Raw genomic sequence first — 15,390 nt, forward strand, 5'->3', positions numbered from 1 at the left:
GGAGCGAACTTGTTCGCGAGACGGCAGGCCTGACACACCGGGTAACCCGCCTCGCCAACAAGTTGGCTCCTACAGGGATTGGTCTTCAGCCGATCCAAAGCACGCAAACCCCGCCAAGCCTGCAGGAGCGAACTTGTTCGCGAGTCGTTAGGCCTGACACGCCGGGCAATCTGCCTCGCCAACAAGTTGGCTCCTACAGGGGTTGGTCTTCAGCCGATCCAAAGCACGCAAACACCGCCAAACCTGTAGGAGCGAACTTGTTCGCGAGACGGCAGGCCTGACACGCCGGGCAATCCGCCTCGCCAACAAGTTGGCTCCTACAGGGGTTGGTGTTTAGCCGATCCAAAGCACGCAAACACCGCTGAATCTGTAGGAGCGAACTTGTTCGCGAGACGTTAGGCCTGACACGCCGGGAGCACGCCTCGCCAACAAGTTGGCTCCTACAGGGATTGGTCTTCAGCCGATCCAAAGCACGCAAACCCTGCCAAACCAGTAGGAGTGAACTTGTTCGCGAGACGTTAGGCCTGACACGCCGGGCAATCCGCCTCGCCAACAAGTTGGCTCCTACAGGGGTTGGTGTTTAGCCGATCCAAAGCACGCAAACACCGCTGAATCTGTAGGAGCGAACTTGTTCGCGAGACGTCAGGCCTGACACGCCGGGAGCACGCCTCGCCAACAAGTTGGCTCCTACGAGGGCTTCAGAGCGCCAATACCATTCTCCGCTCATACGCCAAGCGCCCGCGATACGCGGTGCCGTTGTCAATCCAGCCCAGTTTGAGATAGAGCTGCATGGCCGCCTGATTCTCCGGGTCTACCGACAACATCAATTGTCGGGCATCCGGCCAGAAGGAATGTACCAGGCCCGGCAAACTGCGCAGACAATATTTGCCCAAGCCACGACCTTGCCATTCCACGTCGATCATCAACGCATGCAGCGTGACCGCATCGGCGTCTGCCCACGGTGGCAACAACCGTCCGCGCTTGAGCAGGAAAAAACCACGGGGCATATCGTCCACCAACAAGGCGAATCCACGAACGTGATCTTCGCACGCCGACACCAGCGTATTCAGCGCACCGAAAATATCCCCGGCGAACATCTTCTGCGCTTGGGGCAGTTCCAGCAATTCCAGCTCCTGGCGCTGAACTGCCCTTAGCGTCTTGTGATCCACTACTTCCAACTTCATCGCTTTGCGGCCTTCACTCTGTGCGCAGGCCGCATTATGACGTTCTGAGGCACTCATGTCGTAGCCGCCGCACTTATGGACTGCTGTGGCGGGCCGCCAATCCACCCATGGCGGGTGCGGCACCGCCGTCCGGGGACGCCAAAGTCCGGCAAACCCCCGGCACACAAGTGCTTGAGCCCTATCAAATTTTATTCCGAACGCAACGGTTGTAACTTCGTGTGAGACCGGTACAATGGCGCGGCTCGCCGACTGGCGAGTGTCGTTATGGTGACCCCATCGGTCCCCCCGCAACGATTACCCGTGAACCTGGTCAGATCCGGAAGGAAGCAGCCACAGCGGGAACATTGTGTGCCGGGGTGTGGCTGGTGGGGTTGCCTCCTATCTCTAAGTCCTTGATTTTTCAAGGATTTATCAGTAAAAAATCTCGAAGTGTGACAGCGTTTAAGTACACCTAAGTGGTGCACGTCACCGAGGATCATAGCTTGCCACGCCCTCGTGCTCCAAGTCCTTCCATCCATGCTTTGCGCTCATAATCACCCTTACACCCTCCGTGCTTTCCCTGAAGTAAGCTAGAAGCATGTGTCGTCTACACTTTGGTGGTGGTATCGTTGAGCCATCATTGATCTGGAAAGGGAGGCTGCATGAAAAGGGGACTGATTTTGGCTGCTGTGGCGGCATTGGCACTTTCAGGGAATGCTTTTGCTCGCGGAAGCAGTTTCGGCGGGCATACTTCGTACAAATCTAGTTATTCTTACGGGGGTCGTTCTGATCATACTATCAGTGGATATACGCGAAGCAATGGAACCTACGTCCGACCTTCCCATGCTACAAATCCGGATAACACTAGGAATAATAACTATAGTACGAAGGGGAATCTGAATCCGTACACCGGAAAATATGGCACCAAGCCTCGTGATTGATGATGTGATCAAGTTTTCATGTATCTGTCTGGAGGGGATTCAAATCCCTATCTCTCCGCCATACAAATGAAAGCCCCGTAGATCAAGGTCTACGGGGTTTTTTTGTTTTCTGATTGTACTACTCTGTTGTACTCCTGCCTGCTCGTTACTCAGTGTAGAAAATCGGCGAGGCAGTCGAGCCCTGCATGATCTGGATTGAGTGAGTGCAATCGCTGCGAGCCACGTAACTCTCGCTGCTTCGGGCGATCGCCTTCGCGTTACTGGCGTAGTAAATCCAGTACCACTGCCCCGAATTGTCTTTCTTCTCCCAATAGCATGGATATGTAACGTCTGCCATGTTGGTGTTTCCCTTCGCCCATTATTTGAGTCCGTAAGGTTAGCTGGGGTCGGGGGAATGGCAAGGTGCTACCACCATTCCTACATGGAAGCGTTCAGCTTTCAATGTGGATGCACGTCGCAGCGGGGCACTCGCCAGCAGCATCCCTATCACCCTGCCGTGGCACCCGAATCTCGGCCAGCGTAAGCTCCTACTAACGGTAAGGGTGATATGACGCGATGATCAAAGACTACTTGAGGGAAGAATTCGACAGGTTTGCTTCGAAGGTGGCGCAGCTGCATCAGCACAAGGCTCAAGTCAACAAGATATACACCGAGCAACACCAGTCGATCCAGAAGTTTCACGGCCAGCTTCCAGACTGGGCGCTTGAATCTCAATACGGGATCAAGCACTACTTTCATTTCAGGTCGCCATCAACCGGCGAAGACCTCTCGCATGATTCCCCGCCATTATCTCTGGAGGATCGGCTTGAGTTAAACGCGCTTCAGAAATTGAAAACTTATCAGTGGCTGCTTGTGGAAGCATACGAAGCCTTTGAAGACTTCCTTGAAAGGGCATACGCATACTGTGGCCTTGCTGGGATTAGCATATGGGTGCGTCCAGTCAAATGGAGTCACGAGGGTTCCAATGACATCAAGCACTACCACCAACTTCCTACACCCAAGGACCGGAAACCGTATGCACAGCTTCAGGCATTCCGGCGGGCGTCGAAGCATTTCGAGCGTTATGAATCCGAGAACCCAACAGGGGCGAATTACCGGGTGATACTTGTGCTGATCGAGAAGTTGAGGCACTTCATCGTGCACGATGGAGGTTACTACAACGACGCCGGTACTCTCGCAGGCAAGGTACAGCGAGAATTGCCGGGCATGGACATAAAAAGCGTGATGGGGTTCGTGAACTCATTCTTCATACCACACGCCCACAGCCAGATTGTGGACTTGCTGGAATACCCAGCAGACCCTAAAGCGGATAAGCCGTTAGGCACGTTCCATGACCCGATGCTTGGGTTCTTCAGGAACCTCATTGAGTATGGCCTTCTGATTTTCGAAACGATCCAAATGCAGCGTGAAGCCGAAAAGCGATAAGAAGGTGACTTTATGGCGAAAACCACCGCCGCCCGGAGAGACCTTGCATTCTTCGAACTACTTCGAATTTGGCTAGCAGAAATAATGGCCGGGGCGGTAGTCGGTCTGAACACGCCTCAAGGATGCGCAGCTTGAAAACACTATTAGTGGTGGCATTGGTTGGGATGTTCTGTAGCGGATCGGTCGTCGCTGGCTTCACTGGCGGGAATGCTCTGCTCGCACAGTGCCAAGGCGTGCTTCCTTATGTGGCTGGCGACGAAATCAAGGGTGGCCCAACTATGGCTGAAGGAATGTGCGTAGGACTCGTTGAAGGGGTTCTGAAAACAATGCAGAGCTTGAATAGCCACCTTCCGAACGAGTTTAAAACATGCTTTCCTGAAAGGTCTGTAACACTAGGCGAGGCAGTACAGGCAGTAGTCGATTACTTGCGGACTACCGAACTCAGGGACACTGATGACGCCACTTTAGCGATGTTTGCCATCCAAGATGCTTATCCCTGCAAGTGACATGGCATTCTCCAGACGAAAACGCAAATCCCGAGCCGCGAGAGTCATGCACTTGAGGGTGTTCTACGATTCAGCTCTAGGAAAAATAATGGCAGGGGCAAGACATTCCGAAGCCGGGGGTATCACGACAGGCTCTTAACGCGAACGCGGCCACCTTGTTTTAAAAGCTGGGAAAAATGGAAATAAGAGACGGACATCTTACGCACGGACTGCCTTCTGTGGCTGTCTGGGAGGCTCTTGGAGAGGCGATCTGGAGCGAGTGTATCAGCGTGGCTTGTAAGTGGAGTCAGGCGGTCTGTGACGGGGCGCTGTGATGACACGAAGCTGATAGCATGAGAAAGTCCGCTCAATGGCGGGCTACAAACGTTGGGGTACTGAGCCTATCGAACGACCGTGGCTTCTCGACCACCGAAAGGAAGGAAGCACCCGCCTGCGGTCTTCATAAGAAATCGCACCTTAAGCTGACTACCCTTCGAGAGGTCATATCCTGCCCGCTTGTCTGCAAAGTCGACCTGAAGATCTTGGGTGCCTACGCCGTCCACATTCAAGGAAACCTCATCTGACTCCAACAAAGCGATTTGGCCCTTCCAGGTCATCCAGTGATTCTTGTATTTCGCGTTAAATATGTCGTCTTTCTTCTGGTCGCTGTAGGTGCTCTTGCACCCGATTTCTTGGTTAACTTCAGCATACGTCGCTGCGCTTTCGGGATACTGTGCGGTAGACGGGGCGGTTGCTGTCGAGGTGGCTGGGGTTGACTATGCCTTTGATAACGACATAGGCAAGACCTATTGCGAGAATAATTCCGATAGTCCTTTTCGCTGACACAGCTCTTTCCTTGAAAGTGATGGAGAGGGCGTATGGTGGGAGGATGGCATGGCGAGCGTCCAGTACGTGGCGTAAGCTCTGGTGAATACAGCCACTGCATCAAGGACGTGGTATGACAAAACTTCAGGTGCAAAAGACCGCCAAGAAGAACATTCACATTCACAACGACATCTCCAACACGGCTCACTACCTCAAGACTCGAATCGAGGAAAAGGAGGCGGCAGAGGACCGACAAGGTATCGCTCTCGACATCACTGCCTGTCTCGTCATGTTGGCGTTCACTTTTGAATCGCGCCTTAACTTCATTGGCGAACAGAAGATGGCGGATTTTAAGGAACGGCGGTGGTTCGACAAAAAGGTTGAGAATGTGTTGAAGGCGCTGGGATTGGAACCTGACTTTTCAGCACGTCCGTACTCTTCCATCAAAGAGTTGAAAAACTTCCGTGACACCATTGCACATGGCAAGCCGGACACCATCGAGGTAGATGAAACGGTGGACTTTGAACCGGGGAAGAACTATGACGATTTCGATCTTCGAGGCGAGTGGGAGGCATTTTTAACCGTCGACTTCGTGAGGCAATGTTCCGACGACATCGACCAAATCTGGAGCGAATGGATTGCGACTGCTGAAATTGAATTGCATCAAACTCTGACCTACGGCGAATACAGCATTTCACTGATAGAAAAACCTACGGTCTTTGGTGGCTGATCGAGTTGTGTTGGGGAAGGCGACATAATGACCGGAGGTGTGTATGAATAGTGAAATTACTTGCAGTAAATGTGGCTCCATCTACAAGCTCACAGGAGAAAAATTCCCTGTACGAGATCCGGGCTCTATAGATTGCAGCGTCTGCGGTGAAGAGTTGAAACGCTGGAGCGGGTCTACAGACTGGACTACGGAACTCATTGAAAAGCACGAGAAGCACTTGCAGAAGTAGCCAAGACAGCAGGGAGAGCAACGCGTGAAGGAAACAATTTACAGCTTCTACTTGATTGCAGACGCACAAGAAAGGGTAGGCTTTCTCGGACATATACGCTACGAAGTTGATGGCACGGATGAAGACAAACTTGCGTACCTGAAAGCTTCGGTAGAGCGGGATTATCAAAAGGCAACACTAACGAAAGCTCCAGTAGGTTTGACAATCGGTGCATATACTGCACGCTGTCGCTTGGGTGCAGCGCTTGAACTATTCGAGCATGTATTTGAGCCGCACGAAACACGTACACCACTCTATGGAATCACAATAATTCTCGACGGACAGCCCTCGATAAATTATGTCTCGGATCACGCTCCGCTAGATATGGATGACGTGAATAAGGAGATGGGAGAAAAAAGCGTCATGGATGATTGGCTGGCAAAATATACAAGAGACAATACATTTCACTATGCCGATCTTATTAACGACGATTTTTTGTTGGCCTACAAACTCCTTTTCAATAACAAGCACTATGCATCTGCTGCCAAGCTATTCATGTCCTGTATCGACAGCATTGCACATGTTGAATATGGTTACGACAAGAAACCCTCAGAGCGTGCCGTGTTTAGCAGATGGCTTGACGCTTATGTTGACTTGAAGCCTATAGGCGTCACCGCCGACGAACTTTGGGAGATGAGAAATGGAATGTTGCATATGTCGAATCTCGATTCAAACAAGGTATTAAAGAAAAAGGCTCGACGAATTTCAATATCGATAGGAAACGTACCAGAGGAAGCACAAGGTGTAGGCGACACCTATTATTTCAATCTCCATCCATTCTATCTTGCTGTATGCGAAGGGATAGGCAAGTGGCTTCAAACATATGCGGATGACTACGATAAATTTCTGATATTCATTGAGCGATGGGATAGAACGATATCTGATTCAAGGATGGCGCTCTACGATCCTGGCAGATAGCACGAAGGCATCTGGAAATTATCCCACCCCCCGAATTTTTTTTGATGCGCTTCGATAGTCGTTTGGTTTTTTGGCTGGAAATATAATCTGGCGACCTACCACACCCGCTTAGCCTGACACGGGTGGCCCATTTAAAAGCTGACCATTTATAGAAATAACCTTGACGTTATCAAAACACAGAGACGACAAAACCCCGCATAGGCGAGGCTCTAGGGCGTTGTGTAAACTTTGTGGGGAGTCGTGGAAGTTATGCAGCGTTCGATTCTTTCTTGATCCTGTACACCGTAGCGACACCACAGTCAGCTTGCTTGGCGATCATCTCGGCGGACATGGTTGGATACTTTCGCATCAGCGCCTGCACCTCTGCCCACTTGGCAGCATTCCGCCCCCTACCCGATGGAGTCCAACTAGGATCAGCTGCCTTCTTGTTTTCCAGACCCTGCTTGATGCGTTCCACACGCTTCTCTTGATCGAGTCGTGCCATAGTTGCCATGAGGTCAATCAGCATGTTGTTGATCACATCCATGATTTGCCCAGTGATTCCTTTTGCTTCAACCAGCATGTGACTGGTTGGCAAATCAGCTACAACCAGACGCAACCCCTTGGCCTTGATCGTCGCTTTGAGAGTGTCCCAGTCAGCCTGTGAGAGGCGACTCAGGCGGTCTACAGACTCGACCAATAGCACGTCTCCACTCTCGGCAGTATCGAGCAAGGTAAGCAGCTCAGGACGGTTGAGCTTGGTCCCACTGATGTTCTCGGCATACACGCCAACGATGTTCAATCCCTTTTCACCAGCGAACAACTCCAAGGCAACTTTTGCACGGTTGGCGTCTTGGTCTTTGGTCGATGCACGGAGGTAAAGGTGGGTATTCATGGTTTGCTATCCTTTGTCATTCAATCTGATAGTAAAATGATAAACTACTCATATGGCTTTCTACAATAGTCTATTGATAGCGATTTCCTGACGGCTATCGCACTACCGGATAGGTCTACTTCATTGATAGCGACTGGAGGCTATTCACCAAGATGAGAGCGGCAGGATATTCACGGATGTAACGCTGTTCTTGTGTTTATGGGCACGGGTGTTCGTGCTCTGGCTGAATGATGGCTCAACCTCTGGAGCAATCAGAGAGATTTCCGCACCCACCGGGTTGTAACCATAACGGCCAAGAAACCCAGTACCCTTGGACGGCATAGCATGACATTCTCGACGGTGAGCGAGGAGATGCCAGCAAGCGAATTGGAGATACAAAATGCGCATGGTAGTGGATAGCAACCAACTTCAGAGTCCTCAGCTGAGAACCTTCCTTGAAGCCTCGACCTCAAATCGAGCGGTGCTAACAGACTATTCAGCAATGGAAGCTCTCCAAGGCGATGCGGTCAAGAGTATATGCAATGCCATGAGGATACTGGGGGACTACTCTAAGCAAGTGATTGTCCTTCGAAACACACAGCTGATCTGTCAACTCAGCGGTAGAGCTGCTGGGCTGCAAAGGCGCTTGATCCACGGTTGCCAGACATCTGGTTTTCCTGACTACATCCGCAAGCTCAACGAGGCAGAACGCGGCCACGCTCCTTTAATAGAGGAGATCAGGAAGATGGCTGTGGACGCCAGTGGGCAACTACACAGGATGCTTGCTGATGCAGCGGACTTAGCACAGATCTTTGATAGCCTCGCAATCGACTTCGACAAAGAAGAGCGTCGGAAGATACGAGACGGCGAGCGATTCACTGCAAAGATGGTAGACACATTGATCAAGGCAGTTATGCAGGTCTCCATGACACTATTCAGAAGCGATCCTCGGTCGCCACGAGTGCCGGTATTCAGGGAACTGCACAACACGTTCATTTTCCGAAACTCCCTGTGCTGCTACCTTCTCGCCCTCGAGTGGGCTGCTACTGGTGGTGCCAAGACTGCAAAGGATCATAAAATACGAAATGATATGGTGGACTCTCATTTTGTTACTTACGCAACCTACTTTGATGGGCTGCTGACAGATGACGCGAAAGCATTGCGGCTCTACAAAAGGGCAAAGGAAATTTTAGCGGCAGCGTTTGGTTAGCTTGATCAAACCGCATTGGCGAAAGGTTGACCCAGCAGGGCTACGAACGGTCGGAAACTACAGACTGGAAAACTACAGCGTGTAACACGGCACGTACCTGCGGTAGCTACTGCATACGTAAAGCGAAGCTTTGAGCATGATACCCTCCCAGCTCCGCTGAAGTGTTCGCACCGAAAACGTGAGCTTTCAACTGTACTAAGCTGCGGCGTGACCGCCGATGTTCCTTGGGATGTACTCCAGTAATTAAATGAATTTTACACAAAACCAGCTCTTCGCTTGTGATCTTGATTGTTGGTGCGTAAATGAATGCGGATGCATTCAGGGAAATCTCGTCAGCGGATGCTGACAGTTATGCACGTCACCTTCGGTGGAGCAGATCAAGAGCAAGAGCTTGGGTGTGTGTTGATTTCATTTAATTTACTGGTGTGCTGATCCGAAATCGGGACGATGCAGAAACGCTCGTACTGGTGCAAATTCACTCGCGTGTAACTGTGAGCTTCCCGTCCGGTGTCCGACCCTATACATATGGTGGGCGTGAGCCGGACAGGTCAGATTACTACGTGTTAGGTCGCTTATCCCAGCCAACCCTGAGACTCGACATATTCCAGAAACGGGTCATTGTACGAAGGTTCTGGGAAGTATTCGTCTCGTGCGTCTGGAATTTTTGGACAGATCATGTCAGGAACGCCATCCAATGAGTTCGTCAAGGCAGTCGTTCGCCCAAGTAGTTTGGCGACTGGTTCCGCACCAAGCCCGCTAACGATCTTCAGAATATGCTTTCGAGCAGCAAATGCCTGTTTACGTTGTGCCAATTCGGCATCTTCACTGTCCTCTGCCGCACGAGTACTATGGAGTTCCATGAACTGATTGATGCACTCATCTATCCTGCACATAAAGCTGAGTGCAGATTCTTCGAGGAAGAGACGACTTCCGGTTGGCGCCGTTTCATCTACCCAATCCATTACGAAGATGACGTTTGAGTCCTCCTTGGTCGCACGCTGTCGAACCCTTTCTTTGACTCGTTTGATTACGTCTGCGTCGAAACTACTGTAATAACGCCCTTCAGAAGTATCCCATTTACAACCGTATTCTTGATGCAGGATGCCGCGGAGCTCGTAGTCTTTAATTCCTTGGGGGCGACACCCGAGGTCATAAGTTCGACTCACGGACTTATCAAAGGGTGTAGAAATCCCCATTGGCACACCTTTAATCAGGGCTTTGACTCTGCGTTCAGGGTGTCCTGTGGCTTGCACAATTTTTGCAATGGATAGACCGTCTCGTCGTAGCTGTACAACTTGCTCTTCGATCGTCGGTGCATCAAGGGTGCGGCCAGAATCCAATTTTGTTGGGATCGGTGCGACTCCAGCTACAGTAGCCAAATCATCATTGGCCGAGGTGGGGATCAAATTCAAAACGAATGGATGTGGCATGGATAATTCTCCTGTTCAAGTTCATTTCATAGGCATGAGCCTCGTTGAGTGGTGATTGCCGCAAGTGAATGCTTGCGGCAGTACATCGTTACAATTTATTAGTCATGAATATGGCGCGTATAGCTGCGTAGTCGTTCAACCACGCGAGCATCAATCGACCCTTCGTACCTGTCTGCCAATTCATTGCAGTACTTCCGATGAGCAGCCTTATAGACCTCGAAAGCTTCGACGATGCTGTGGCATTTTCCCAAGTACACTGATTTTCCATACATCGAAAGACGAGATATGAAACCTTCCTCTCGCGACGCAACAGTTACGCCTATAGGGAGCTTCCCTCGCTGACTTCGAGTGTCTCGAAAAATCTGATTGATCACCCTCGGAACAAGCGAACAGAACTCCGGCGAGTACACTTTATTCAAAGGATCAAGAACATCCTTGTCCAGTTCCATGTCTGCCTCAAGTGCGTAAGGCTGATTCACAAACCAATCTGCAAACTCTTGGAAATCGTGCCATTTTGGGCAAACGGTGCAGCCAATGTATGCGCTAGCTCCAGACCTATAGCAGCGATTAAGCATGTCGACCCATCGGCGATGTGAACGACATGTCTTCTCGTGATAGGGCATACCACAAGCTTTGCGTCTCTCCGCCGAATCGTAGCCAACTCCGTAGAGCAGTTTGCCGTCCCGTGGTGGAGTAAAGAGTGGTGCTTCCTCCCCGAGGGAGTAGTCGAGGCGGATGCCTGCCAGTTGTGGCAATACGTAGATGGTCTTAACACGGTCATGCATGAAATCTTGGTTCATTGATACCTCCATAGGTTGAATTTTAGGCGAAAAAAAACCGACACGTTGGTCGGCATCATCGGCAGCATTTCTCTCTACAGAGGAGTAAATGAACTCAGCTTTCGGATGTCGTCGACCTCGAGGTTGGCTTTGCTTTCATTGCAATGGTCATGGCTATTTCTCATGGTTTGCATTGACCGTCGGTGGTGGTCAGCCAGTTTGCAGACAAAGCAACACCGATCATCTGGCACTGTATGGGTGCGGGACGTATTCAGTATGTTTTGTCGATACGAGGATCATCAGTCAAAGTGCTATCATTTGTCAAGCGTTATTTGTTGCGTGTACCAGCTACATGGTGTAGGCGTACCGCAAAAAACGATGGTTAAGCCGCGTCTAATATTCCGTTCGTAGAAAACCAATTTCCATCGGAAAGAAAGCGTCCTGCTTAGTCCAGACAGCCATGTAAGCCTGTAAACACTGGGCTGAACGACAGCTGTCCCTCAGAACATGACGAATCCAGTGCAGGTTATGCTCGGGTTTATCGATGGTTATTCGGGGTTATTGAATGTGCGTCAACGCCTCGGCCATCGCTTTGATCGGGATTCTGCTGCCATAGATGCCGAAGGTGACGGAGCTGTCTTCATGTCCCACCATTCGTTTGATCAGTGAGTCTTGCACGCCAGCATCACGCAGATCATCGATGAAGGTGTGGCGGAAACTGTGGAAGGTTTTGCGTGGATCGGTGATACCCAATTTCGCTTTATAGCGGCCAAACCATTTCGAGGCTGCGTGCCCGAGCTTTCCTCGCACTGCTTCCAGTTTGGGGAATAGGCGATCATCCCCATTTGCCCTGACTGAGTCAGCGTATTGCAACAAGCCCTGCTCGATCAGAGAAGGGTGCAGGGGAAGAACACGACGGCTGCTGGCGTTCTTGAGGTTCTGGCCATCACGACTGTCATCGATGCGGATGCACTGCATGCCCTGTTGCTCGATGAAGTCATCCACCCGCAATTGGCAGAGTTCTTCCAATCGTGCCCCAGTGGCTCGCCCTAGGAGCGGCAACCAGTAGCGCCATGGATGCTTTCGGGCTTCTGTTTTGAGTGCATCCAGATTGAGCAGGGTGGTCAGATCGTGTCGATCAAAGGACAACCGTGCCTCCTTGGCCGATCCAGTCATCACCTTCATGCCCGCCAAAGGATTATCCGCTACATATCCACCTGTCTTGCACCAGTTCAGGAAGGCAGAGAGCTTGCGTAAGCGATTGTTCACGGTAACGGCGGTGATGGTCTTGTAAGTGGCGCCTGACTCAACCACCTGCTTTAGGGTCTTGCCCTCGTACTCGGGGCGTAGGCCGAAGTATTGCGGGCAGCGACTCAAACGATCTTTCAACAGGCGGGCTTGCTGGACGTCGAATGCTTCCACGGGCATGTCACCCATCAGTTCGAACAAGTCTCGTAGTGAGCGTTCGACTTCGTGCGTGCTGACCTCGCGCCATGTGCCACCACGTTTTCCTTCTTCTATATAGAGTTTGGATAAGCTGGCGAGTGTAGGGCCGTCGCTGTTCCGCTTCATGGTGGCCGCTGGCGCCTTCCTTGGAGCAGTCTGGATTGGCTGCGTTGGGGTAGCATCTCGCCACTCCGAACACAGCCTACGCAGCGTCTGAAGGTCGGCCATGGGGTGGGCGTTCAAGTGGCTGTGGACTTGCTGGGCGAGTGAAGCAGCGAGGAACAGGGCGCTCTGCCGCTGCCGGATGTTCAGGCTCAAACGTAAAGTGTGACACCTCGGGAAGAGGTGCTTGGGTAGCTTGAGATTGAGGTAATAGAGCGCCCCGCGCTTGATCATGTAAGCCATGGGTGTGACACCAAAGTGTTACAGCAAAGTGTGACAGTGCTGGCTACACCCCCGAGTTTTTACTGCCCGTGCAGGGAGTTTGCACGGTAGAGATATTGCAACCAAAAGAGCCTGAAACCCTTGCTCCGTAAGGCCCGCAACGATTGCCGAGCATGCTTGCATGCCACCTGGTCAGATCCGGAAGGAAGCAGCCACAGCGGGAACATTGTGTGCCGGGGTGTGGCTGGTGGGGTTGCCTCCAATTATCCAGACCTGTTGAGACCATCAGGTAGGGATGTCGCAAAAGCCTTGAGTGTGACACCAGCGTGGTGCGCATGAATGGCTCGGTCCTAAGGGACTTTCTGATTCAATCTCGTTTTTCCAGCCTGCGCTTCTTGCCCACAGTGGGCAGACTTTGTCGTGCGTTGCACATCCTCTGTCGTCACTCGAATCGAGGCGCGAGAGGGCAGTGGCACCTGACGACTGCCAGCTATCGCGCCTCGGTCAGAGGGGTATTTCCAAAGTCGCTCTGCAGCCTCCCGATGGGGCGTTCTCCAACTGAATCTCTCCCCCCAAACGCTCGGCAACTGCCTGCACGATGGTTAGCCCCAGACCCACACCCTGATCGTTGCCAAGACTGTAGAAACGTTCGAACAGTCTGTCCTGTTCTGTCGCTTCGATGCCTGGGCCCTGGTCGGCGACGCTCAACAGAAAACGGTCGTCGTTGAAGTTGAGACCGACGCTGACCTGACCGCCTTCCGGAGAAAAATTGACCGCGTTGGTCAACAGGTTTTGCAGGGCTATATCGATGGCGGGGAAATCGCTGTCAATCCGATACGAAGTTTCTTCGCATTCAAAGACCAACTCCAGACCTTTGCTCAGTACCCAGGGCGTCATCTGTACCAGACTGGCGCGTACTTCCTGCACCAGGTCCCCCGACGTTTTCCTCACAGCGCCAGCGCCGGGCTCAAGGCGAGCAATGGTCAGCAATTGGTTGACCAGTCGCGTGGTGCGATCAACACCGACAATCAGGTAGTCGAGCGACTGTTTGCGCTGCTCTTCGTTGCGTGCTTCGAGCACGTTTTGCGCATGCACCCGCAGCACTGCCAGCGGCGTGCGCATTTCATGGGCGGCGTCGGCGATGAAGCGACGTTCGCGGCTCAACACCTCCTGGATTTGCCCCAACAACCGATTCAACGCCGCCTGCATGGGTTCCAGTTCGCTGGGCAGCGGTGCCAGTTGCAGTGGCTCAAGCGATCCCGGATGGCGGCCGCGCAACGTGTCGGCCAGATCAGCGAGGGGTTTGAGGCCCCAACCGATGGCAAGCCAGATGGCTACCATCAGCAGCAGGCTGCCGATCAGGTTGGGCAGCACGGTGTGACGCACGATGCGGTTGACCAGATCTGAACGCACGTCGTCACGCTCGCCCACCCAGATCAGCAAACCCTGTTCGACGTCTTTGAGGACGAACGCACGCCACTGATGGGTGCCCAGATCGGTGATGTTGGTGAAACCGATGTATTGCGGGGAATGGGTGAAGGTTGGGGCGCTGGCGGTGTGCACCAGCAGGTTGCCTTGGAGGTCCCAGACCTGAAAGGCGATCTTACTTTCATAAGGATGGCCATCGACTCGCGGATCTGCCTGGGCCAGCGCCTGATTGAACGCAAGATAGAGCTGCGCGTGTTCTTTGCGAGCCAGTGGCATGCGCATTACGCCTTGTAACAACCTGGCGTTTTGCGCCAGTTGCGCGTCGTAGACCTCGGCGATTTCGTGATTGCTGTCGTGCACATTGACCAGGGTAAGAATCAGCAGCCCGATCATCACCAGACCCAGGATGAGCGTGAGGGTACGCCGACGGATCGAATTCAAGCCTGATCCTCCACCAGGTAACCAACGCCGCGAACAGTGCGGATCAGCTCGCTGGAAAACTTCTTGCGCAGATGATGGATGTGGACTTCAAGCGTGTTGCTCTCGGCCTCTTCGTTCCAGCCGTACAGCAACTGGATCAAACGTTCGCGGGTCATCACTCGACCCGGCGGCGACAGCAATTCGTAAAGCAGTTGATATTCCTTGGGGGTGAGTGGCACTGGGGTGTTGTGGTAGCTGACCTGCTGCGTGGCGGGATCGAGCGTGATGCCCGCATGCTCGATCAATAATCGCGCGCGGCCTGCGCTGCGGCGCAAGAGCGCACGCAGGCGAGCCTTGAGTTCAGACAGGTCGAACGGTTTGATCAGGTAGTCGTCCGCGCCGGCGTCCAGCCCGGCGATCCGGTCTTCTGTGGCGTCACGGGCAGTGAGTATCAGCACCGGCACGGTGGACCCGCTTTGACGGAGTCGGCGCAGCACCGCCAAGCCGTCCATCTTCGGAAGCCCAAGGTCCAGAATCGCCAGATCGAACACTTCGCTCAACATCGCGTGCAGGGCGCTTGCCCCATCCTTGAGCCAGTCAACGGTGTAGCCCTCGCGACTCAGCGCCTGATGAATGCCTTCCCCCAACGCAACGTCATCCTCGATCAGCAGCAGACGCATGAACG

13 protein-coding genes and 1 other RNA gene are annotated in these 15,390 nt (G+C 52.6%); 6 read left to right on the forward strand and 8 right to left on the reverse strand.

From position 1 onward, the window contains the following. Positions 1-698: 698 nt before the first annotated feature. A complete protein-coding gene (locus ACWKV9_RS18080; RefSeq protein WP_483837546.1) occupies positions 699-1,184 on the reverse strand; it encodes a GNAT family N-acetyltransferase in 486 nt (161 codons plus the stop codon). Between the two features lie 274 nt (positions 1,185-1,458). On the opposite strand from ACWKV9_RS18080, the gene ffs reads away from it, so the two are divergent. Then, an RNA gene (gene ffs / locus ACWKV9_RS18085) (signal recognition particle sRNA small type) lies at positions 1,459-1,555 on the forward strand. A gap of 694 nt (positions 1,556-2,249) precedes the next feature. Here the strand turns inward: ffs and ACWKV9_RS18090 are convergent. Beyond that, on the reverse strand, positions 2,250-2,441 hold the full coding sequence (locus ACWKV9_RS18090; protein ID WP_200667875.1) for a DUF1508 domain-containing protein: 192 nt from the start codon (positions 2,439-2,441) through the stop codon (positions 2,250-2,252). 218 nt (positions 2,442-2,659) lie between these two features. Between ACWKV9_RS18090 and ACWKV9_RS18095 the strand changes: the two genes are divergently transcribed. From ACWKV9_RS18095 to ACWKV9_RS18110, 4 genes are all read left to right on the forward strand, one after another. Beyond that, positions 2,660-3,529 carry a hypothetical protein gene (locus ACWKV9_RS18095; protein ID WP_483837499.1) on the forward strand — a complete coding sequence of 290 codons (870 nt, stop codon included), beginning with the start codon at positions 2,660-2,662 and terminating at the stop codon, positions 3,527-3,529. Positions 3,530-3,660: 131 nt separating this feature from the next. Further along, positions 3,661-4,035 (forward strand): Rap1a/Tai family immunity protein, encoded by a 375-nt coding sequence (locus ACWKV9_RS18100; RefSeq protein WP_483837500.1) that lies wholly within the window; start codon positions 3,661-3,663, stop codon positions 4,033-4,035. A gap of 937 nt (positions 4,036-4,972) precedes the next feature. Next, a complete protein-coding gene (locus ACWKV9_RS18105; protein ID WP_483837501.1) occupies positions 4,973-5,569 on the forward strand; it encodes a hypothetical protein in 597 nt (198 codons plus the stop codon). A gap of 253 nt (positions 5,570-5,822) precedes the next feature. Beyond that, complete coding sequence (locus tag ACWKV9_RS18110) at positions 5,823-6,755, forward strand: hypothetical protein (protein WP_483837502.1); 933 nt, start codon at positions 5,823-5,825, stop codon at positions 6,753-6,755. A gap of 247 nt (positions 6,756-7,002) precedes the next feature. Here ACWKV9_RS18110 and ACWKV9_RS18115 read toward each other — a convergent pair whose 3' ends face one another. Then, entirely contained in the window at positions 7,003-7,629 is a 627-nt protein-coding gene (locus ACWKV9_RS18115; RefSeq protein ID WP_483837503.1) for a recombinase family protein, read from the reverse strand. Positions 7,630-8,008: 379 nt separating this feature from the next. Between ACWKV9_RS18115 and ACWKV9_RS18120 the strand changes: the two genes are divergently transcribed. Further along, positions 8,009-8,818, forward strand: a complete 810-nt coding sequence (locus tag ACWKV9_RS18120) for a hypothetical protein (RefSeq protein WP_483837504.1) — start codon at positions 8,009-8,011, stop codon at positions 8,816-8,818. 572 nt (positions 8,819-9,390) lie between these two features. Here ACWKV9_RS18120 and ACWKV9_RS18125 read toward each other — a convergent pair. The 5 genes from ACWKV9_RS18125 to ACWKV9_RS18145 form a co-directional block, all read right to left on the reverse strand. Next, positions 9,391-10,248: a hypothetical protein gene (locus ACWKV9_RS18125; RefSeq protein ID WP_483837505.1), complete on the reverse strand. Its 858-nt coding sequence runs from the start codon at positions 10,246-10,248 to the stop codon at positions 9,391-9,393. A gap of 98 nt (positions 10,249-10,346) precedes the next feature. Then, positions 10,347-11,048, reverse strand: a complete 702-nt coding sequence (locus ACWKV9_RS18130; RefSeq protein WP_483837506.1) for a hypothetical protein — start codon at positions 11,046-11,048, stop codon at positions 10,347-10,349. Positions 11,049-11,585: 537 nt separating this feature from the next. Then, the gene (locus ACWKV9_RS18135; RefSeq protein WP_483837507.1) at positions 11,586-12,878 is read right to left on the reverse strand and encodes a site-specific integrase; all 1,293 of its coding nucleotides are present in this window, start codon (positions 12,876-12,878) and stop codon (positions 11,586-11,588) included. Positions 12,879-13,361: 483 nt separating this feature from the next. After that, entirely contained in the window at positions 13,362-14,726 is a 1,365-nt protein-coding gene (locus tag ACWKV9_RS18140) for a sensor histidine kinase (protein ID WP_483837508.1), read from the reverse strand. Beyond that, positions 14,723-15,385 (reverse strand): response regulator, encoded by a 663-nt coding sequence (locus ACWKV9_RS18145; protein ID WP_483837509.1) that lies wholly within the window; start codon positions 15,383-15,385, stop codon positions 14,723-14,725. The genes ACWKV9_RS18140 and ACWKV9_RS18145 overlap by 4 nt, the downstream gene beginning before the upstream one ends. Positions 15,386-15,390 lie beyond the last annotated feature (5 nt).

The sequence above is a fragment of the Pseudomonas corni genome, from assembly GCF_057128765.1.

Bases quoted from the DNA above. Each gene is read 5' to 3' on its own strand.
- ACWKV9_RS18080 (WP_483837546.1), bottom strand. From the start codon at position 1,184: ATGAAGTTGGAAGTAGTGGATCACAAGACGCTAAGGGCAGTTCAGCGC.
- ACWKV9_RS18090 (WP_200667875.1), bottom strand. From the start codon at position 2,441: ATGGCAGACGTTACATATCCATGCTATTGGGAGAAGAAAGACAATTCG.
- ACWKV9_RS18095 (WP_483837499.1), top strand. From the start codon at position 2,660: ATGATCAAAGACTACTTGAGGGAAGAATTCGACAGGTTTGCTTCGAAG.
- ACWKV9_RS18105 (WP_483837501.1), top strand. From the start codon at position 4,973: ATGACAAAACTTCAGGTGCAAAAGACCGCCAAGAAGAACATTCACATT.
- ACWKV9_RS18115 (WP_483837503.1), bottom strand. From the start codon at position 7,629: ATGAATACCCACCTTTACCTCCGTGCATCGACCAAAGACCAAGACGCC.
- ACWKV9_RS18120 (WP_483837504.1), top strand. From the start codon at position 8,009: ATGCGCATGGTAGTGGATAGCAACCAACTTCAGAGTCCTCAGCTGAGA.
- ACWKV9_RS18125 (WP_483837505.1), bottom strand. From the start codon at position 10,248: ATGCCACATCCATTCGTTTTGAATTTGATCCCCACCTCGGCCAATGAT.
- ACWKV9_RS18130 (WP_483837506.1), bottom strand. From the start codon at position 11,048: ATGAACCAAGATTTCATGCATGACCGTGTTAAGACCATCTACGTATTG.
- ACWKV9_RS18135 (WP_483837507.1), bottom strand. From the start codon at position 12,878: ATGGCTTACATGATCAAGCGCGGGGCGCTCTATTACCTCAATCTCAAG.
- ACWKV9_RS18145 (WP_483837509.1), bottom strand. From the start codon at position 15,385: ATGCGTCTGCTGCTGATCGAGGATGACGTTGCGTTGGGGGAAGGCATT.